Origin of the sequence: Prevotella sp. MGM1 (assembly GCF_002933775.1) — a bacterium.
Classification (GTDB): Bacteria; Bacteroidota; Bacteroidia; order Bacteroidales; family Bacteroidaceae; genus Prevotella.
On sequence record NZ_BEWV01000059.1, the window covers coordinates 1 to 20,184 of the forward strand.

At 46.7% G+C, this 20,184-nt stretch carries 13 protein-coding genes; 7 read left to right on the plus strand and 6 right to left on the minus strand.

The genetic code is table 11. From position 1 onward, the window contains the following. From MoGM_RS01370 to MoGM_RS01380, 3 genes are all read left to right on the plus strand, one after another. On the plus strand, positions 1-2,596 hold a 2,596-nt coding region (locus tag MoGM_RS01370; RefSeq protein ID WP_146078612.1), incomplete at its 5' end, for an ATP-binding protein. A gap of 10 nt (positions 2,597-2,606) precedes the next feature. Next, a complete protein-coding gene (locus MoGM_RS01375; RefSeq protein WP_104368432.1) occupies positions 2,607-5,423 on the plus strand; it encodes an ATP-binding protein in 2,817 nt (938 codons plus the stop codon). A gap of 37 nt (positions 5,424-5,460) precedes the next feature. Beyond that, positions 5,461-6,333, plus strand: coding sequence for an AraC family transcriptional regulator (locus MoGM_RS01380; RefSeq protein WP_104368433.1), 873 nt, complete (start codon positions 5,461-5,463; stop codon positions 6,331-6,333). 269 nt (positions 6,334-6,602) lie between these two features. On the opposite strand, the gene nhaD is transcribed toward MoGM_RS01380, so the two are convergent. The 5 genes from nhaD to MoGM_RS01405 form a co-directional block, all read right to left on the minus strand. Further along, positions 6,603-7,955, minus strand: coding sequence for a sodium:proton antiporter NhaD (gene nhaD, locus MoGM_RS01385; protein ID WP_104368434.1), 1,353 nt, complete (start codon positions 7,953-7,955; stop codon positions 6,603-6,605). 605 nt (positions 7,956-8,560) lie between these two features. Beyond that, positions 8,561-9,952 carry a DNA repair protein RadA gene (radA, locus tag MoGM_RS01390; protein WP_104368435.1) on the minus strand — a complete coding sequence of 464 codons (1,392 nt, stop codon included), beginning with the start codon at positions 9,950-9,952 and terminating at the stop codon, positions 8,561-8,563. Between the two features lie 51 nt (positions 9,953-10,003). Then, entirely contained in the window at positions 10,004-12,121 is a 2,118-nt protein-coding gene (locus MoGM_RS01395) for a glycoside hydrolase family 2 TIM barrel-domain containing protein (RefSeq protein ID WP_104368436.1), read from the minus strand. A 511-nt stretch (positions 12,122-12,632) separates the two neighbouring features. Further along, complete coding sequence (locus MoGM_RS01400; RefSeq protein ID WP_104368437.1) at positions 12,633-13,511, minus strand: hypothetical protein; 879 nt, start codon at positions 13,509-13,511, stop codon at positions 12,633-12,635. 29 nt (positions 13,512-13,540) lie between these two features. Further along, complete coding sequence (locus MoGM_RS01405; RefSeq protein ID WP_104368438.1) at positions 13,541-14,674, minus strand: HK97 family phage prohead protease; 1,134 nt, start codon at positions 14,672-14,674, stop codon at positions 13,541-13,543. A 317-nt stretch (positions 14,675-14,991) separates the two neighbouring features. Between MoGM_RS01405 and MoGM_RS01410 the strand changes: the two genes are divergently transcribed. Both MoGM_RS01410 and MoGM_RS01415 read left to right on the plus strand, forming a co-directional pair. After that, entirely contained in the window at positions 14,992-15,282 is a 291-nt protein-coding gene (locus tag MoGM_RS01410; RefSeq protein WP_104368439.1) for a hypothetical protein, read from the plus strand. An 81-nt stretch (positions 15,283-15,363) separates the two neighbouring features. Further along, entirely contained in the window at positions 15,364-15,843 is a 480-nt protein-coding gene (locus MoGM_RS01415) for a hypothetical protein (RefSeq protein ID WP_104368440.1), read from the plus strand. A gap of 451 nt (positions 15,844-16,294) precedes the next feature. Here MoGM_RS01415 and MoGM_RS13260 read toward each other — a convergent pair whose 3' ends face one another. Further along, positions 16,295-16,687: a hypothetical protein gene (locus tag MoGM_RS13260; RefSeq protein WP_233210103.1), complete on the minus strand. Its 393-nt coding sequence runs from the start codon at positions 16,685-16,687 to the stop codon at positions 16,295-16,297. 865 nt (positions 16,688-17,552) lie between these two features. Here MoGM_RS13260 and MoGM_RS01425 point away from each other — a divergent pair. Both MoGM_RS01425 and MoGM_RS01430 read left to right on the plus strand, forming a co-directional pair. Then, complete coding sequence (locus tag MoGM_RS01425) at positions 17,553-18,995, plus strand: MBOAT family protein (RefSeq protein ID WP_104368493.1); 1,443 nt, start codon at positions 17,553-17,555, stop codon at positions 18,993-18,995. Between the two features lie 6 nt (positions 18,996-19,001). Continuing rightward, positions 19,002-19,919, plus strand: coding sequence for a DUF1574 family protein (locus tag MoGM_RS01430; protein WP_104368441.1), 918 nt, complete (start codon positions 19,002-19,004; stop codon positions 19,917-19,919). The last annotated feature ends 265 nt before the right edge of the window (positions 19,920-20,184 follow it).

The window sequence follows — 20,184 nt, forward strand, 5'->3', positions numbered from 1 at the left end:
TGACATACCTTATATCATAAAGCTCAGGAGCACGAGCGAGGCTTATAACGACCTGAAGGAGGGCAAGTCTGACCTTATGCTCGGCATGCGTACGAAATATCACTCGCAATTCGGAAAATACGGAAACTCGGTGGTGGCGCTTTTCACGCATGGCGTGGCGCACCCCAAGAAAGAGCCCGTGGATATCAACAGCCTTGAAGACCTCAAAGGGCACAAGGTGATAATGCAGAACAACAGCGTGAGCCATCGCATAGTGATGGAAGCCGGATTGGAGGATTGCGCCGTTCCGCATCACGACATAGAGAACGCCATAATAAAAGCGGCGGCGAAAGATAGCGGACAGGTACTGTGGAACTCGTTGTCGTTGAAGTTCACCCTCAGGCGCAACAATCTCGATAATTTCACGATCACGCCGATAGTGATGCCCAACGGAGAGTATCATTTCATGTCAAACGACGAGGATTTGCTGAGGCGTGTGGACAGCGTCTACGAGGCGATGGTGTATGACGAGGAGTTGCAGCTCATAAGAAACAAGTGGTTTTATCCCGAGGTACAGTCGACCGGCATACCGTCTTTCGTATGGTATATAGCGTGGGCGCTTGGCATAGTGGCGGTGTTATTGCTGGTATATAACCGCATATATCATTACCGTATGGGCAAGATCAAGCGGATAAGCAATATACAGAGCAAGAGATTGGCGCTGTATCTTCATTCCGGAAAGATACAGATATGGACTTATGATGTGGATCGTGACGTGTTTGCCACCTTCACTAACGACGGAGACAAGGATGAGGAATACAACCGTCTATCCTTTTCCGTCTTTTTCAATGAGGAGGATTACAATAAGATATATGCGGCGATTGAGGATATAAAGACCGGCAATGAGGATGTGAAACCTGTCCTCGTGAGATGCCATAAGCCTGGTACGCCGGACAATGAGCATTATTTTTATGTCAAGATATCAGTATTCCAAAGGGAAGGCAATTCGCCGTCGTTGCTGCTCGGCACGCAACAGAATGTCAACGCGGAGCAGGAGAGGCATATAAATATGCAAAACCTGTTGTTGAGAAACGACGTGGTGTTCAACTTTCTGAAAATGGATATGGCGTATTTCGACAGCAACGGCATACTGACGGACATCAACGACAGTACTTGCGAGACGTTTAAGATCACCGACAAGCAGATGTTTCTCGATCGTAAGATACCTCTTACGTTTATTCCGGCATACGCTGAGATCGATATATACAATATGTCAAGTTTCCATGCCTCGTTGATTGTGAAGGGAAACAGAGGCATGGCAGACGCCGACAACGTGTTCGGCATAATACCTGAAAAAGTGGAATATTACGAGCACATGCTGACACCGATATTCAACAGCGAGCACGGTCTGACGGGAATACTGTTTATCGGGCGAGACATCACATCTCAAGTGCGAAGCATACGTAACGAGCAGAAGAACGAAAAGTACATCATCGATCAGACGAAGAGGCGGAACGAATATATCAAGAACATCAACAATGCGCTTGAAGTGAGCCGTATATGGCTGATAAGCTATTATCCGAAGACCAAGATAATGGAGGTGATGTACAATCTCGACGAGCCGCCGATGAGACTTTCGCAAATCAAATGCGCCATGTTGACGGATGAATGCGACAAGCATCGTGTGGCAAGCCTGATAAACAAGATGGACAAGTGCATGACCGACAGGTTTGATATAAAGTTGAAAACAGTGTTCCATGATAAAGAAGGAAAAGATATTTATCTGCAATTCAACGGAATATCCATTCAGGATGAGAACGGAAATGTGGCTCATTACTTCGGCTTGGGACGTGACGTTAGCATGATAGAAGAGACTGACAGGCTACTGAAACAGGAGATGGACAAGGCACGTGAAGCCGAGACGGTGAAGACGGCATTCATGAAAAACATCAGTTACGAGGTGCGTACACCGCTCAACTCTGTCGTGGGATTTGCCGAAATGTTCAACATTGAGCATTCAAAGGAAGACGAAGAGGTCTTCATGAGTGAGATAAGAAACAATTCGTCAGCGCTTCTAAAGCTTATCAACGACATATTGTTTCTGTCGAAACTCGATGCCAATATGGTGGAAATAACCAAGTCTCCCACGGATTTCGCATGTGAGTTCATGGCATATTGCATCACCGGATGGAGCCATGAGCTGAAAGACGGGGTGGAGATGATTGTTGACAGTCCCTATGAGCAGCTTGTGGTGGATATCGATTCGAACCATGTCGGGCAGGTGATTGAGATGCTGGCTACAAACAGTGCGCACTTCACGAGCAGCGGAATGCTGAGGGGAAGATACGGGTATTACCATGGTAATCTCGAAATCTGCCTTGAGGATACAGGGGCGGGCATAGAGAAGAAGAACCTTGATACGATGTTCAACAATATGAATGTGGCGGAGAATATGGACCAGAGCGCCATCAGGCTGAGGATGCAGATATGCAAAAAACTTGTCGAGAAGATGGGGGGGAGCATGGATGTGGACTCCGAACAAGGCAAAGGTGTGACTGTATGGATAAGGATTCCGTGCGAAGCGACAGTCGTAAAAAAGAAAGACATACGTATATAAATAAGCGTTTATGGCAGGATTATCTTTAAACAGGATTGTAACTTTCATTACCGCAATGGTCGCGTTAATGACCATTGGTTCCGTACATGCTGCCAGGACGGGATATGCCGGTGATATGCCATATACGGCCGAGCGGCCGTTGAGAGTCGTTATAGACTGGGATTTCGCGCCGTTTGAATATATAGATGACGACGGTGAGCCGGCAGGATATAACATAGATGTGTTCAATAGGGTGCTCAAAGACTTGAAAATCCCGTATTTTTTCGTAATGCGGGAGCGTGAACAGGCTGTTGAGATGTTTGAGAAAGGCGAGGTGGATCTCATCATAGAGCCTTTGAATAACAGGAGCAAGCATTCCGCCGCTGTATATTACAGCCGTAAGACAATATATCCTTATAAGATAAAGATAGCCTACAAGCGCGGCACTCCGCCGTTGAGGAATATCAGACAGCTTGGCAAAGGCAGTCTGCTCGCAGTGAAAAGATATGACTATGCGGCTTTCAGGGTGTTGCGGCACAAGGATATAGACAAGAAGCAACTGCGCATAAACTCTCCGAGAACATGTCTGGCAAATATAGACAACGGTCTTTATCAGTACTTCATTTACAGTGAAGCGTCGATAAAGAACATGTTGAAAAAACTGAATATCGACAATATAGAGGTTACCGATATTGACATACCGACAGGTGATATGCGCTTTGTCGCCCATGACCAGCAGTTGATAAACATGCTTGACGACCAGTTCGCGCGTTTTGAGCAGTCGGGCATGAAGAAGCAATTGGTAAACAAATGGTTTCATCCTGAGAATGAAACGAGAAACGTTCCTAAAATAGTTCTTCTGGTGATAGTCATGGTCCTGGTGCTTCTGTCTGCCGTAATTATGGCAAACAGGTTGATAGCCAATCAGATTAAATATGCCGTGCGACGTATATCTGAGAAGAACAAGCTGATGGAAGAGGCTCTGAAAATGAGCGGCAACAGCGTTGTTCAGTTGAGTATTACAGGTGAGAGGGTGGATAATCTGTATGGAAATCATCTGCCACCGGAGGGAATGACGGCTCAGCAGTATTATGATTTGATACATCCTGACAGCCAGAAAGCCATGGCAGACTATACGGACCGTATAATAGCCGGTGACAGAGATACGGAGAAAGGACAAATATATACATGGAATGCGGGTACTCCCGACAATCCGCAATGGATACAGCTATATAATCAATCCATAATAGAGAAGTGGAAAGACGGTAAGTCGCTGAACATAATCAGTACGCTGACAGACATAACCGATGAGCGTAAGAAAGACAAGCAGCATCAGATATTGGCAGATAAATATGCAAGTATATTCGACCTCTCGGTATTGGGATTGCTGCTATATGACAGTAAAGGCAGATTGGTAAACACCAATAAACGGGTTCGTCAGATACTTAAATTCCGCTCTCAGGAAGATGACTTTTATTATAAAAGAAACATTTTGAACGCGCTTCTGGACGGAATGCACCTTTCAGGAGAAGGGATAGACAACATGGTGGTATGCTCAAAGATTTCCGTTCCGGAACGCGGTGTGTCAGAGTATGCCGAGATAAGGGTTTGCCCGATCAGGAATGCCGAAGGCTCTTTACGCCATATTCTTGTCGTTCTGCAACTGGTGACTAAAGAGCGCGAGATGTATTTGCAGCGAAAAGTCATCAATGACAATATACGTCGTGTAAATATGGAAACGGCCAGATACGAGCGAGACCTCCGTTACCTACTCACAGAGAGTAAGACTATGAACTGGCGCATGTCGTTGGCAACTTCTCACATCACATATTTTAGAAATCAGCATACCGTAGACATCGAGATGAGCAGGGAGGAGTTCATAGGCAGGGTGGTGGGAGACACCAATAAGAAGACGGCCGCAGAGTTCCTTAATACCGCTGATGGGACTGTTTTGCCGAAGACAATAGTATTGCCGACCGTAGATCTCATTCACAAAGACGGCAAAGTGCGCTGGTATTCCATAAACAGGCTGCCCGATTATGACGATAATAGTAATGTAATCGGACTTTTCGGACTTATCCGTGACATAACAGAACAGGAGGAAGCGCAGGAGAGACTGCGTTCGGAGATAATACGGGCAAATGACAGTGAGTTGCAGAAAAGCACCTTCCTGGCCAACATGAGCCATGAGATACGCACGCCGTTGAATGCCATTGTAGGTTTCTGCGACCTGTTGCCGTCGATGGACGGTCCGGAAGAGAAAGCCGAGTTGGTAAGGATAATACGTAAGAACTGCGATCTTCTCATACATCTGATAGATGATATCCTGATGATATCGACAATGGATGCGGACGGTCCGAAGATAGAACCGAGAAAGATCGATTTCGCACTGGCATTCGAAGATATCTGTACCACACTCGAACTGCATGCCTCCGAGTCTTCCGCCCGGTTTATAAAAGACAATCCGTACCTGTCGTTCGTCACAGAACTGGATATCGAACGCATACAGCAGATTATCATCAACTTCACGACAAACGCCGTGAAGTTCACCGCCTGCGGACATATCAAGGTGGGCTACCGGAAGGAAGGTGAAGGGATATATATATATTGTGAAGATACCGGTAAGGGCATTCCAAAAGAAAAATGTAAGGATGTGTTCCGCCGGTTTGTGAAATTGAATGATTTTGTACAGGGTACCGGACTTGGTCTCAGCATCTGCAAGGCCATTGCCGATGTGTGCGGAGGAGATATAGGTGTAGAGTCTGAACTTGATAAAGGCTCCACATTCTGGGTATGGATACCTTGTGTCGCGGAGAGTATAGTGCCGAGAGAGGCGGGAGAGTGTTAATATCCTATGGACAAAAAAACAATACAAATAAATTATTATGCAGAAGAGTAAATATGTGTTAGCCAATGATAGAGACAAGCAGTGGGGACTGACGGTCAGCACTGTGGGATATGAAGAAATTCCTCCCGGTGCGGCTTATCCTACTCGCGGACATGCCGACGGATATTACTTCAAGGTAGAGGAGGGACGAAGGCTGAATGAGTATCAGTTGCTGTATATCGTTGAGGGCAGCGGAACTTTCCGGAGTGACCATATCGGCGAGACCGAACTGAAAGAGGGAGACATGTTTTTGCTTTTCCCCGGAGAGTGGCATACTTACCATCCGAGAGAAGACCGCGGATGGAAGAGCTACTGGATCGGATTTATGGGCAGAAACGTGGACGACAGGGTTACGGCCGGCTTCCTCAGTTCCGAAAAACCGATATATCATGTAGGTTTCTCGGCTGAGATAGTGCAGCTGTACAAGTCCGCTTTCAATATCGCAGACAAAGAGCCGGCCAATTCACAGCAGATACTTGCCGGCATTGTCAATCACCTTATCGGAATGATGTACTCTCTCGAACGTAATATTGAACTTAACAGGACACCAAAGCGCATAGACATGATTAACCGCGGACGGCTGCGTATACGAGAGTCTCTCGAAACACCGTTGTCTATTCATCAGATTGCCGATGAGTTGGGGATGAGTTATTCCAATTTCAGAAAACTGTTCAAGGAATATACCGGTATCAGTCCGGCAAGCTATCAGCAGAGCCTCAAATTGCAGCGCGCAAAGGAGCTGCTCACCACCACCGACATGAGCATAAAGGAAATAGCCTATCGTCTCAGTTTCGATTCGCCTGATTATTTCTCGTCCAAGTTCAGGATGAAGACAGGGCGAAAACCAAGCGAGTTCAGGGAGAATTTATAATAAAAAACATCGGTGCGGTTTCCAATTGGAAACCGCACCGATGTTTTTTATGGAGTAGAGAAAGGCTCATTGGGGATTTAAGAAGGTTTATTGAGGGAATTAAGAAAGCTTATTGAGGAATTAAGGAGGGATATTGGGAGAGTTAATGAGTTAAGCCAATACTCTCAGGATTTGATTATTTCCTGTTTACCGTTTGTCTTGACTGCATTTGGCTTAACTCCTTAATTTCTTAACTCCTAAATGTTCTTCCTTGACTCCTCAATGTTATCTTAGAATAAAAACATCTTTTCCACCCAATAGACGATTATTCCCGCAAGGTATCCTATGAAAGCTATCCAGGTGATTTTCTTCATATACCATCCGAAGGTGATTTTTTCCAGTCCCATCACCACTACGCCGGCAGCCGAACCGATAATCAGCATCGAACCGCCGACACCGGCACAGTAAGCGAGAAGTTGCCAGAAAACACCGTCGACAGCCATGTCACCGGTAGCTTCCACCGGATACATGCCCATGCAACCGGCCACGAGAGGCACATTATCCACGATGCTTGACAGCACGCCGATGATACCGGTCACCAGATAGTGATTGCCGTTGAACGCCACGTTGAGGCCTTCGCCAAGGCTTTCGAGCACGCCGATTGTTTCAAGACAGGCCACTGCCATAAGTATGCCGAGGAAAAAGAGAATCGTACCCATGTCTATCCGGGCGAGCATTTTTGTGATGCGCTTCTGCATGCCGTTGCCGTTTTCATCCTCGTTGTCGTGCGGCAGGCTGCTGTAGAAAATCTCGGTCACCGTCCATAGCACACCGAGCACGAGTAGTATGCCCATAAACGGGGGAAGGTGGGTTATCGACTTGAATATCGGCACGAAGATGAGTCCGCCCACGCCGAGGAAGAATATAGCCTTTCTCTGTCCTGCCGAGAGTATGTCATCTGATGTGTCGTCAGCCTCTTCCTCCACTTCGGCGAGGTCTCCTTTCAGCGACAGCGACAGTATATAAGCCGGAATCACCATTGATACGACAGACGGTATTATAATTTCCGTGATTACTCCCATTGCCGTTATCACGCCCTTGTTCCACAGCATGATGGTTGTCACGTCGCCGATAGGCGAGAATGCGCCTCCCGAGTTTGCCGCTATTATCACGAGTGCGGCATAGATCATCCTGTCTTTCTTGTCGGCCACGAGCTTGCGCAGTATCATAATCATCACGATACTCGTAGTCAGGTTGTCGAGAATGGCCGAGAGTACGAATGTCATCACGGCTATTCGCCATAGCAACGCTTTTTTTGTACGGGTTTTGAGCATGTCGCGCACGAAGTTGAATCCTCCGTTCTGGTCGACCAGTTCCACAATAGTCATCGCTCCCATGAGGAAGAACAGCGTGGTGGCCGTGCTTCCCAGATGCTTCTCTATCACCTCGCTTACCGCCAGCGGAATGGAGTCTCCAACCGCGCCTGCGATATAACTGCCCGGATCAAGCATGAACAGGGTCCAGCAAAATACGAACATCAGCAGGGCAATGGCAGCCTTGTTGATTTTTGTCAGGCTCTCTACGGCTATGCACAAATATCCGATGACGAAGACCGTGACAATCGAAAGGGTTAATGTTGTCATTTAATTTGATTTTGTTTTTAAGTTTGTTTTTAAGTTTGTTTTTCCATTGCAAAGGTAATAATAAAATCGGTACGCAAGAGCCGGCGGGTGTAAAATATTTACGTAATCGTTTTCTTTAATATTATTGGCGGACAGTTTCTGTCCTGTGTTCCGTTCCGCTTTTACTGCTTGTTCACGTTTGGCGGATATTCGGAATAATATTTACAAAAGGTCATTCATGTTTCGGTTATTTGAAAATTAAGATGCGGAGGCCGCAAATATCGCCGTATTTTAGTGTTTCGTGCAACGTGCTGTATATCAATATTATACGAGGGATGTTTGTTGTTTACGCTCCGGGCATTCCACTTTTTGAAAGTCCAGGTTTGCGTTTAGTATACTGATTGCGTCGCGTTTAGTATCCCGTTGCTTTCCGTTTGGCCGCTAAACGGAAAGCAATCGGCAGCCGAACGGCTTCCATTTAGATGCCCGTTGCGGGAAATAGGGCGGATTTCCGTTTTTCGATAAAGGCGCTATCGCATTGTATATCGCAATGCGTAGCGCCTTGATTTTCTATTTCGACAAAAAATAAAGTGTTAAATCCGTGACTTTATTATTGCATTTTTTTATCAGCCGAACAGTTCCCGCAGAGCCTCCTCCACCTTTCTTACCGGATGAAGTTCTATGCCGAACTTTTTGTGTTTCAGTCCGGACATGTTGTATTTGGGGATGATGATATGTCCGAAACCGAGTTTCTCAGCCTCGGCGATGCGCTGTTCTATGCGGTTGACGGGTCGCACCTCTCCGCTCAGTCCCACTTCGCCCGCCATGCACCATCCTGTCTCTATCGCCGTATCCACATTACTCGACAGCACGGCGGCAATAACGCTGAGGTCCATTGCGAGGTCGGTCACTCTCAGGCCTCCGGCGATATTGATGAACACGTCTTTCTGCATAAGTTTGAAGCCGACCCGCTTTTCAAGCACTGCGAGCAGCATGTTCAGCCGTCTCTGGTCGAATCCGGTGGCGCTGCGCTGCGGGGTGCCGTATGCCGCGCTCGACACCAGCGCCTGGGTTTCCACGAGAAACGGGCGTACACCCTCTATGGCAGAGCTTATCGCTATGCCGCTCAGTCCTTCGTGGTCTTGTGTGAGCAGTAGTTCCGAGGGGTTGCTCACCTGCCGCAGTCCACCGTGTCCCATCTCGTATATTCCGAGTTCCGACGTGCTGCCGAATCGGTTTTTGATGCTTCGCAATATCCGGTACATGTAGTGCTGGTCGCCTTCGAACTGTATCACCGTGTCTACTATGTGTTCAAGGATTTTCGGTCCGGCCAGTGTCCCTTCCTTGTTGATGTGTCCTATCAGTATCACCGGGATACCGCTTGTCTTGGAGAAGCGCAGAAGCGCCGACGCACATTCGCGCACCTGGGTCACGCTGCCCGGACTTGTATCGGCCTCTTCGGTCGATATGGTCTGGATGGAGTCTATTATCACAATTTCAGGCTTCACCTCTTTGATGTGCGCGAAGATGTTTTCGAGCGATGTCTCGCACAGTATCCTCATGTTCGCGTTGTCGGGATGTGCGATGCGCTCGGCGCGCATTTTCAGCTGGTGGGCACTCTCCTCACCGCTAACATACAGGATGTTACGTTCGGGCAGCCGCAGTATCGTTTGCAGGGTGAGCGTGCTTTTGCCTATTCCCGGCTCTCCGCCGAGCAGCACTATCGAGCCTGGCACGAGTCCGCCTCCGAGCACCCTGTTCAGTTCCTCGTCGCGGGTGTCTATTCTCGGTTCGTCTTTTGAGCTTATTTCATTAAGAAACAGCGGACGGTTCTTGCCGCCGCCGACCGTACCACGTACTGATACCGCCGCCGACCGGGCAGCCATTGAGCCGGTATCGGCGGATATTTTTATTTCCTTAAACGTGTTCCAACGGCCGCAACTCGGGCATTTGCCTATCCATTTGGCCGATTCCTGCCCGCAGTGGTCGCACACGTATGCTGTCTTGTCTTTTGCCATAATGTCGCAAAAATACAAAATATTTTTGTCTAACATGCATTTTGCGGTATTTTATTGCGCGCTTGTCTTTGTTTTGTAGATTTGTTTCAGGCTTCCCGCTTTTGCTTTCACAATCACGCGGCCGTCTGCCGTTTTGCTGCGCATTATGGCCTGCATGCGTCCTTGGAGCATAGGCTTTGTGTTCACGTCGAGGAACAGGTCGTCGGTGTAATGGTCGCCGTTGTCGATGGCAAGCAGGGTGGCCGCCCCTTCCGTTTCTATTGTCAGCGGCTCGTTGAAGCCGGGGACAGTGCGTCCTTTCCTGTCTACGGCCGTGATGTTGAGATATAGCAAGTCCATGCCGTCGGCTTTCCATGTGTCGGACTCAGGTTCTATCCGCAGTGCCACGGCTTCTCCGGCGGTCTCCATCTTATGGCGTGCTACGGTCTTTCCTGCCTCATCCCGTGCCACGGCTTCAATCGTTCCACCCTCTCCGTAGCTCACGTCTTGCCACAGGATGGAGTTGCGCTGGTCTTTTCGTGTCCCGTTGTTGGTTTTTGTCCCGATGCTTTTCCCGTTGACAATCAGTTCCACAGTGTGTGCGTTGGTATATGTGACTACGTTCTGCGTGCTGCCATTTTCAAAGTTCCAGTGATCGAGGATAGACGGGCGTCCTACTATGACATCGTTCCAGCTTACGCTCTCTCCGCCTTTGCTGTCTATCACTCCGATGCGTACCAACGGCTCGTCGGGCATGAAAGCCGAGCGTATGAGGTAGGCTTGCGGATACGGGCGCATGGTGTGCCCGAAGAAAGAGTAGTTCCATCCCTTTTTCGGCCATCCGTTGGATTCTCCCCAGTATTCGGCAGCCCCCCAGTAACATATTCCGACGTTACGTTCATGATTCATGTTGTAGTAGGGCTCAAGCATTTTTGAAGTCTCGGCCTCGCTTTGGAAGATTATCATGTCGGGCTTGTATTTGAGATAATCGGCGTATTTGTCAGACTGGTAGTTGAACGACGCTATCTCGGTGACGCAGCTCAGTTCCGGCGGCACGAGATAGTCGTTGAAGTCTTTGTCTTTTCTCGTTATCGCTCCGGCGCGGGCGGGAAACATGCCTACGGTGGTCGGTCGGGTGTTGTCGAACCTCTTCACCATTTGGTCGAATATGCGGTATGTGGTCACTCCCCAGTCGTTCATGCCTGCAAAGCCCGCCCATCCCTCGCGTATTTGAAGTTCGTTTCCGAGACTCCACAGTATCACGCTCGGCCTGTTGCGGTCCCGCTTCACCCACTCGGGTATCAGTTTGTGCCATATATCGGTGAACGGTTGCCGTCCGCCCCAGTAGTCGCGGTCGCTCCATTTGTCTATCAGCTCGTCGACAATGATGAGTCCTACACGGTCGGCTATCCGCACGAAATTCTCGCTGTATGGGTTGTGGGAGCAACGGATGGTGTTGTATCCGAATTCTTTAAGCCTCATCATCATCCGCTCGATGGCCTTGTCGTGGCTCGCCGCTCCGAGCGCTCCGAGATCGTGGTGACCGGAATTTCCTTTAAGGAAAAATTTTTCTCCGTTGAGTTTGAAACCGAATTCCGGTGAAAAATCAAGCTTGCGTATGCCGAATGACTCGTGAACGCTGTCAACGGCGATGCCGTTTGAGTAGACGATGATTTCGGCATCGTATAAATAAGGCGTGTCGGGAGACCATAGTTTGGGGGCGGGAAGTTCCACGATGGGCATTTTCACTTCCGTGCACGACTGGTGGGTATGCTCAGGCATGCCGCTTTCCACGGTGCCGAGCGTGCGCCCGTCATTGTCTTTCACCCTCGCGAGTATTCTCACATTGTGTTTCTGCCATCCGTCAACCTCTACCTGTATGCCGACGGTGGCATGCTCGCGGCTCACTTCCGGTGTGGTGATGAACACCCCGTGGCGGGCTATGTGTGTCGGGTTGGATACTTTGAGGAACACATCACGGAAAAGACCTCCACCCGTATACCACCGTGAGCCTTTTTTCGGGCCTGTCGATGCGTAAACGGCAATCACGTTGTCGCTGTCGAAACGTAAGTGGGGAGTGAGGTCGGCTTCAAGTCCTACATATCCGTAATCGGTCGATGCAATCTTATGTCCGTTCAGATATACGTCTCCCAGATATATTATTCCGCCGATGTCGAGTGTCACTCTCATGCCTTTCCATGAAGCGTCGTATAATCGCCAAAACGAAACGAGCAAAAGTTGGAGATACAACCGCAAATTTAGTTCACAAAATCAAGGCTATTTAAGTTGTTGAATTATAACCAATAAACCTATAAATTAGGCTTATTCGTGTTACTTGTGTAACAAAAAAATAAATACGCTGTAAATCAATACATTATAAAAAATGAACCTATCAAATAAAAACGAAAAGAGCACGAGTTTAGCGGCTCAAATGTTAAAAATCACCAGCGGCGGCCACATCGTTAAATGTGCCGCCGCTGGCTCGTCTGTATGTGTAGGATACGAAAAACCTAATCTATTGGCGTTTTTAAGTATGCCAAAAATGTATGGTAACAAATACCCATTTGGGGAACAACATAACGCCGCCAAACGGCCTTTAGGCTCTTTGATTGATTCCCACTTTCATAGTGCTTTGCGGCGATTGTTTGAGCCGCTTTCGCACGTGCTTTTGTGCTTGTGTGCATAGGCTCAATTTTAGCGGTTATTCGGTCACTATATCACTGACAATCGCGCCTATTCCTTTGCCACGGATAGGCAGAGCGACAAAGCGTTTGTCAAAGCCTACAATCGTGCCGCGCTCTTTGGGGTCGTCAACGCTGGCGTACATATAAATGTCGCCGTCCGCTTTCATTACCTCTTTTGCATAGAACGCCACCGAGGCGAACTGGTCTGTTGCCGCGTCGGCAAAAGGCACTTTTGTAAGTTTGCCGCCGACTGTCTTGTATGTCGGCATCTGGGCGAACTGATAACAGCCAAAGCCCGCGAACTTGTGTGGCTCGCCGTCCTTTATGCTGGTAAGGTCTTTGAACAGCTCAATATCTTCCAGCAGCAGGTCGGACACGTGCTTGGGGTGCAGAATTATGTAGCGGTCGGTCAAAGGTATTTCGGCCTCATCGAAACGCTCTTTAAGCGTCAGAATGTCCGCAAAGGTCATGCGGCGGCGGCCTTTGACAACCGCGCCCGTTGTGAGTATTACGGGGGTATCTGTTGTGTCGGTGTTGGGGGCGTAGGCGTGTGCGGCTTTCATCGCAACGCTCTTGCGCAATGTCGCGCGGTGCTGGCCGATTACGCTCTCCAGCTTGTTATAGCTGTATTCGATTGCGTCAGGACGGCGGACGAGGGTGTTTTCGGTCTCGAACTTGGCGAGGGGGATTTCGTTGTCCTCATCGTCACGCTCTACAACCTTAATAGGATAGGTTGTGTTGTCTATCAACACTTTAGGATCAATGCCCGCCGCGGGAACATGTAAGCGGTCATTTTCCACAAATTCGGAATAATTGACAACTTTCTGCAAAAAGCTGTCATCGGGGTAAAATCCCGATAGGATTTGATTAACCCATACTTGTTTGTTTAATGCCATTCAGCAAATTAAGTTATTTTTTGTTGTGTTTACTTGTTGTTTTTTCTCGCTTCCTTGCGCTGTCGTTCCTTTGCTTGCTCCAGCAATTCGCGGTACACTTCGGGGTGCTCGCGCAGATATTCGGGGTTGTTTCTCCTGTACCACTCCAACGAGTGCGCCGTCACTTCCTCGCCCTTTTCAGCCTTTAACAAACGGGCGTATAATTCGGGGTCGTTCTCCAGCTCTTGAGGGGCAAACTTGCGGTAATCGTCAAGCGTCCATTGTGAGCGGTCGGAGTGTGCCGCGCCGCCCTTTATAAACTCCATCGGCTTCGGCATGGGGCGTAACGTGAAGAGCAGCTCGCCCAAAGCCTTAGCCCCGATTTTTGCGCCTAATCGCTCAAAAATAGCTGTTTCACAGCCTAATAACTTGCGTTTGTTTACCGCGTCATTGATTAACCGCGATATTTCGGGGGCTTGTGCTTTTCGCTGGCCGTTGATAAAGTCGCGGAACGCTCCACGATTGCCACGCGCCAACGCTATGAACGTGCCACGTTGCGCCCCGTCAATATATCCGTTTGTAATTGCTTCGTCAACGGCTTCCTCGGGCGTTCCTTTGCCCTCTAAAGCCATTTTGACGGCTTCGATAATATCTTTATCATCCGCGCCACTTTCAAGCCCTAAAAGCGCAATTAAAGCCGCTTTCAAATCTTCGGGCGTGTTGTCGTTCTCCAGCTCTTTGAGGTTGTAAGCATAACCACCAGAGCGGCGGCACAATTTGACCGCGTTCTTATTGCTGGGAATATCAACTATTGAAACCTCAATTAAACGGCTTTTAACGATTGTCTGAACGCCGTTTAAATCCTCGATAGTTATTACTTCAATGCCGATAGATACAGAGCGCAAAAAGCCTTTTTCAACTTGCTTCTTGACTGTTGCGGCCAATTCGGTGCTATCATCGAAAACGGCATCACCAAGCAGGCGGTTGTCCTCCTTGCGAATATTCTCCCAACGGCCTATGACGTTGCCGTCTCGGTTGTGCATATAGAGCATAACGGGGTTGCGCTCAAACGCGGTTGTGTCTATACCCTCGGTCAGAACCACATTGCCGTAACTATTTACGGACTCATCGCTCAACACAAAGGTTATAGGCTTGTTAGTGTCTTGTTTCTCGTTTTTATCCATTGTTGTTTGTCTTAACTTGTTGGTGCAAAGGTACGCTCGCGCCGTGGCGCGCTCCAAAAAGAGTGCAAATCTTTTACACTCTTTTTGTGCAAATCTTTTGAATTAGCCAATTTTGCGCCGTGATATTTTGCAGGGTCGGATTATTTGTTTACCTTTGCACTATCCTAAAAATTACATGTATGAACCAAGTTAAACAATTTCCCCAAAGATATTTGCGACCTATGGTGCGGAGTGCGGAAACGCCCCGGCGCTTTTCATGTAATAGCGTAGGACACCTAAGGGTCGCTATTTTTTTACAACTTCCTAAAATTACATGTATGAACAATTCTAACGAAGCCAACGCGCCCGCATGGGTTGTGGCTTGCTTGCGCCGTAAGTTGCGCAACGCCCTACGCGAGCAGGACGAACTCCGCGCACGGCTGGCAGTCCGCGCCCGTCAAGTGGTAGAACTGAACCTCGAAAAGAGCCAAGCGGAGAGAGTGAGCGAGTTTTGGAAAAAACAAGCTAACGAATACTTTGAGGGGCAAATAGCCGCACACCGCACAATCGGCGGTTTGCGCTACCTGTTAGAGCAGGCAGGCGGAACAATCCCTGAACATCTGAAATAAACTCACCACGCGGCGGCGATTGCTTTCGGGCGATTGCCGCCGCTTATTACCCTATGAAGCCCCAAACAACTAAAATGCTGAATGACAAACAAAGAGCGCATAATTGAGTTATCAAAATGTTTAGATCCTATTGAAGTGGCCGAAATATGCAACGTTTCGGCTGGCTACGTTTATAGGGTATTGCGCGAACATAATCCCAAAACATTAACCCTAACAAATTACCTTAACGCCCTGCAACAAGGAATAACCAACAAAGAAGATTTAGCGGCTCTATTCGGAGTCGCGCGAACTACAATTTTTAGATTTGAACAAAAGCACATGGCGAAAGAAACAGTCGGTCAAATTCTCTATATCCTGAACGGCGATATAGACGAAGCGAAAAAAGCACAAGCGTTAACCAACGAGGAAACAGCAGAACTCCTTCAGCTTCCCACACTGCCAAAGGTAACACACGAATTGCGGCAAATGCTTAACAAGTTAGAGAAGCACAAAAATCTAACATCATTTCACACGGAACTATACAACAAGATTGCGGCGGCACTTAAAGAATTGAATTGTTAAAATTCGATGCCGTTTTAGTTCAAAATGCAACATCGTTAGACTATCCAACTCTAAACAGAACGAAATGTGCATTATTTGAAAATCATTCTCTTTGAAAGTCAACGGATTAAATAATTTAATATATATCCAACTATCTGCAACATCGCAGATTTAGGCGTTGTTCAAAATGCAACATCGCCGATTTAGGCCGCTGGTTTGCTCCAGCCGTTAAAACGCCGTTTAATCATCATTCCAACGATTAAACGGCGTTTATATTTAATTGCACAATATCAGCCCATTAGCCACAAAGAAGCCGTTAAATCAGCCGTTAAAATTAAAGTAAAATTCAACTTGATTAAAGCCAAATTCAACTAAAACACAACCACCCCAGCCCCGAAATTAAACCTAAATTCAAGCAAATTAAACTTTTCCATATCAGCGACTTAACACCAATCCCCATCACATCAGCACGTTATGTAACAAAGATTGTGCTCGCTTCGTTTTTACCCCCATAGTCGGCACGGAAAGTCTTGCGGTACCATCCGTCGCACATAGGCTTGAAGCCACGCGCTCCGCCGGCATCTTTGCTCCACGGCTGCTCGAACTGAAAGTCGTGCGGCAGGTCGAGCGTGCGCCATGAACTGTCGTCAAGTGCCGGCGAGGCGAAGTCCGTATTTTTGTTCTCTGCCGTGACGAGCATGAATTTCCAATCGAAATCCAACAGTGTTTTCCGGTGTTCCGCAAACTCGGATAACGGCCTGTTTGTCTCGGCTTTCTTTGCTTTCACATCTTGGTACTGAGCCTGTGCCGTAAGGCTGCTTGTGAGCGATAAGGCAGTGAGGAAAGTAGTTAGAATTCTTTTCATTGCTTTTGGGTGATTTGTTATTTACGGGTGGAAGGTATTTATTTCATCAGGACGAGCCCCCTGGTTCGTTTCATTGACAATCGGTATATCCGATCAAATATTGTGGTATCTGAAATCTATATATTATGATGTTTTCATTTACGGGCATTGCGGCCATGCATGATGCGGAGATGCACGACGCTGTTTTTTGCCAAACATACGTTTCATAGGCACATGGATATTGTTTAGTGCAAAAATAGCTGAAAGCGGGGATTTGCATGATGGATATTTGTACGGAAAATAGTATAATAGTACGAAAATATGTTTTAAAGATTTATCCCTGTATATTTATGTTTGGGGCTTTATATCGGTTCTCGGGCTATATGCGTATTCGTGATATCGTTTTACTGTCATGTTTTTTTTATATTATTATGAGGATGTTTCAAAAATAAATTAATACCTTTGCATCCGCTTTTGCCGCTTCATTCCGTATCGGATGAGAGTACAGGGTAAGGCAATGGTAGAAGTGCTACATTATAGAAAAGTGTTTGCTGACGCTGTGTTTTGGAACTATTGAACGTAGGAAACTCAATAACACAAATAAAAGACATTGCAGAGGCGGATACTACGGGTAGGTATATCATACCACTCCGTTGGTGTGCCGGTGGCTAATCATAGTCATCATGCACACCATTAGGGGCGTATTATATATACCAATGGCGTGGGTATCGGTTCTGTTTGTTTCATTTGTGAGGTTTCCTACGGCCTAATAGTTCGGACAAGCAGAGGTAGGATACCCCGCTTTTTTTATGTGGCTGCGATATCAATACTTATTACGTCCTGTTCGGGTATTCTAAGGGCGACATATTGAATGCAGAATGAACGTATGCTTTTTAATTCTTTTGAGTTTATAGTATTTTTGCCGATAGTTTTTTATCTCTATTGGTTTGTGGCCAAAGAGCGGCGCTGGCAGAATATGCTTGTCGTCATTGCAAGTTATGTCTTTTATGGCTGGTGGAACTGGAAGCTGGTGTTTTTGATTGCATTTACTTCCGTTTGCAGTTATGTCAGCGGCCTGTTGATTGAGCGTTACGAGGGTCGGCGACAGTGGCAGCGGACGGTGAATGCGGCCAATATGGTGCTTAATGTCGGAGTGCTCGTAGTGTTTAAGTACTACAATTTCTTCATGGAAAACATCGAAGAGCTGTCGGATGCGTTGGGTTGGCATTTTGATTGGGTCACGATAAATGTCATTTTGCCTGTAGGTATCAGTTTCTATACGTTTCAGGCACTTAGTTATTCAATAGACGTATATAGGAAGAAAATGCCTGCCACGCATGATCCGGTGGAGTTTTTTGCCTATATAAGTTTCTTCCCGCAGTTGGTGGCAGGCCCGATAGAAAGGGCGACCAATCTGTTGCCACAATTCCAACGGCCGCGCATGTTTGAATATGACAAGGCGGTAGACGGGTGCAGGCAGATGCTTTGGGGCTTTTTGAAAAAACTTGTCATAGCCGATAACTGTGCGGCTGAGGTTAATGCTTGTTGGGGCCAGTATGCCGAATTGCCTGGATTGACACTTTTTATACTTGGCGTGTTGTTCACGTTGCAGATTTACTGTGATTTCTCGGGATATTCGGATATAGCCATAGGTTGTGCAAGATTGTTCGGATTTAATCTGACACGCAATTTCGATTTTCCGTATTTCTCACGTAGTATCCCTGAGTTTTGGCGGCGCTGGCATATATCGCTTACCACATGGTTTCGCGATTACATATATTTTCCGTTAGGCGGGAGTAGATGTGAAAAGTGGAGAATAGTTCGTAATATATTTATTGTCTGGGTTATAAGCGGATTATGGCACGGAGCTGATTGGACATTCGTTTGTTGGGGATTATACCATGCCGTGTTGCTTGTTGTTTATAATCTGCCTGGTGTCAATACGAAGTATGACAGCGCCATCGCTTGCGGCCGTTTTATTTCCGGAGCCAAAGTGGCTTTGCAAATGTTATTGACGTTTTTTCTGGTTGTTATCGGATGGGTTCTTTTCCGTGCGGAAACCATTGGACAGGCAGTGGGATATTTGTCGGCGATGTTTACAAATCAGTTCTTCGACTCGTCAATGCTTTGCGGTATGAAGTTTTTACGTTTTGGCCTCATTATCATTCTTGTCGAATGGTTTCAGCGTGATAAGCGTCATGTTTTACAGTTTTCCAATATGCGTCCTTTCAATTATCGTTTTGTGCGTTGGACGGTATATTATATTTGTATATATGTGATAGCCAAATATGCCGGGGCGAGCCAAACATTTATCTATTTTCAATTTTAAGTCATTATGAAGAAGTTTCTGAAATATTGTGCGTTATTTGTCTTGTTAATTGTTGTTATGGCAATTTCGGTGGAATTCATTTTGCGTCAAGTACCGAATACATATAAGTATAAATATGAGTGGATGCAGGATAACGCGGAAGACGTTGAGGTACTGGTACTGGGTCCAAGTCATACGTACAATGGCATACGTCCGGAGTTTTTAGAAGGCAATGCTTTTTCTCTTGCCAATGTAGCCCAAGACTTTAAGCAGGATTTGGCCTTGTTGAAATATTGGGCAGACAGGTACAAAAGATTGAAAACTGTTATAGCTCCTGTTTCGTATATGTCGTGGTTTATTAACGGAATGGAATATGGTGCGGAGAAATACCGCTGCCGATATTACAAGATTTATATGGATTGCAGTCTTTATCCTGACTGGTCTTTGTATAATTTGGAAGTGTCGGACATTAGAAGTGCGAGTAAAAAGTTAGTAAGGTATTTCCGGAAAGAAGATGGTATAAGTTGTGATAAATACGGTTTTGGGACACATTTTGGTTCGCATGGTAAAAACATGGAAGCGTGGAATAAGGGTACGGATGCCGTATCTGCCGTGAAAAGGCACACGGCAGACAGCTTTGAATTTATAGAAGCGAATTATGAGCGAATGAAGGAGATGGCAGAATTTTGTAAGAATCGTAATGTAAGGATGATATTGATAACCACTCCCTGTTGGAGCACGTACTATGATAATCTCGATGAAAAGCAGTTGGCAAAGATGTACGAATTAATCCATAGGTTACAAAAGGAATATGATCTGCCATACTTTGATTATCTGAAAGATTCACGTTTCGTGGCCGATGATTTTCATGATTGTGATCATTTGTCAGACATTGGTGCAGAGAAGTTTACGAAAATATTGAATAAGGATATTCAATCACGATAAATGGTTTGTTGGGAACATTGATATATTTGTGTTCATGATTTTAGATTTGCGTGACGCTGATGAATATCGAAAGATATTATATGGCTTATGTTCGTGAATTCGGTTGTTTTCTGTTGTAATGTCTTTATTGACATGTTTATTTGCATTAATATTCTAAAAACAGGTTGGTTATTCATCTTTATTTTGTAATTTTGCATCGTGATAAAGGCTAATATCGCACATTAAACACTCGAAAGGGCGGCTCGTGTTTGTTTTAAATACGTTG

Bases quoted from the DNA above. Each gene is read 5' to 3' on its own strand.
- MoGM_RS01375 (WP_104368432.1), top strand. From the start codon at position 2,607: ATGGCAGGATTATCTTTAAACAGGATTGTAACTTTCATTACCGCAATG.
- MoGM_RS01380 (WP_104368433.1), top strand. From the start codon at position 5,461: ATGCAGAAGAGTAAATATGTGTTAGCCAATGATAGAGACAAGCAGTGG.
- nhaD (WP_104368434.1), bottom strand. From the start codon at position 7,955: ATGACAACATTAACCCTTTCGATTGTCACGGTCTTCGTCATCGGATAT.
- radA (WP_104368435.1), bottom strand. From the start codon at position 9,952: ATGGCAAAAGACAAGACAGCATACGTGTGCGACCACTGCGGGCAGGAA.
- MoGM_RS01395 (WP_104368436.1), bottom strand. From the start codon at position 12,121: ATGAGAGTGACACTCGACATCGGCGGAATAATATATCTGGGAGACGTA.
- MoGM_RS01400 (WP_104368437.1), bottom strand. From the start codon at position 13,511: ATGGCATTAAACAAACAAGTATGGGTTAATCAAATCCTATCGGGATTT.
- MoGM_RS01405 (WP_104368438.1), bottom strand. From the start codon at position 14,674: ATGGATAAAAACGAGAAACAAGACACTAACAAGCCTATAACCTTTGTG.
- MoGM_RS01410 (WP_104368439.1), top strand. From the start codon at position 14,992: ATGAACAATTCTAACGAAGCCAACGCGCCCGCATGGGTTGTGGCTTGC.
- MoGM_RS01415 (WP_104368440.1), top strand. From the start codon at position 15,364: ATGACAAACAAAGAGCGCATAATTGAGTTATCAAAATGTTTAGATCCT.
- MoGM_RS13260 (WP_233210103.1), bottom strand. From the start codon at position 16,687: ATGAAAAGAATTCTAACTACTTTCCTCACTGCCTTATCGCTCACAAGC.
- MoGM_RS01425 (WP_104368493.1), top strand. From the start codon at position 17,553: ATGCTTTTTAATTCTTTTGAGTTTATAGTATTTTTGCCGATAGTTTTT.
- MoGM_RS01430 (WP_104368441.1), top strand. From the start codon at position 19,002: ATGAAGAAGTTTCTGAAATATTGTGCGTTATTTGTCTTGTTAATTGTT.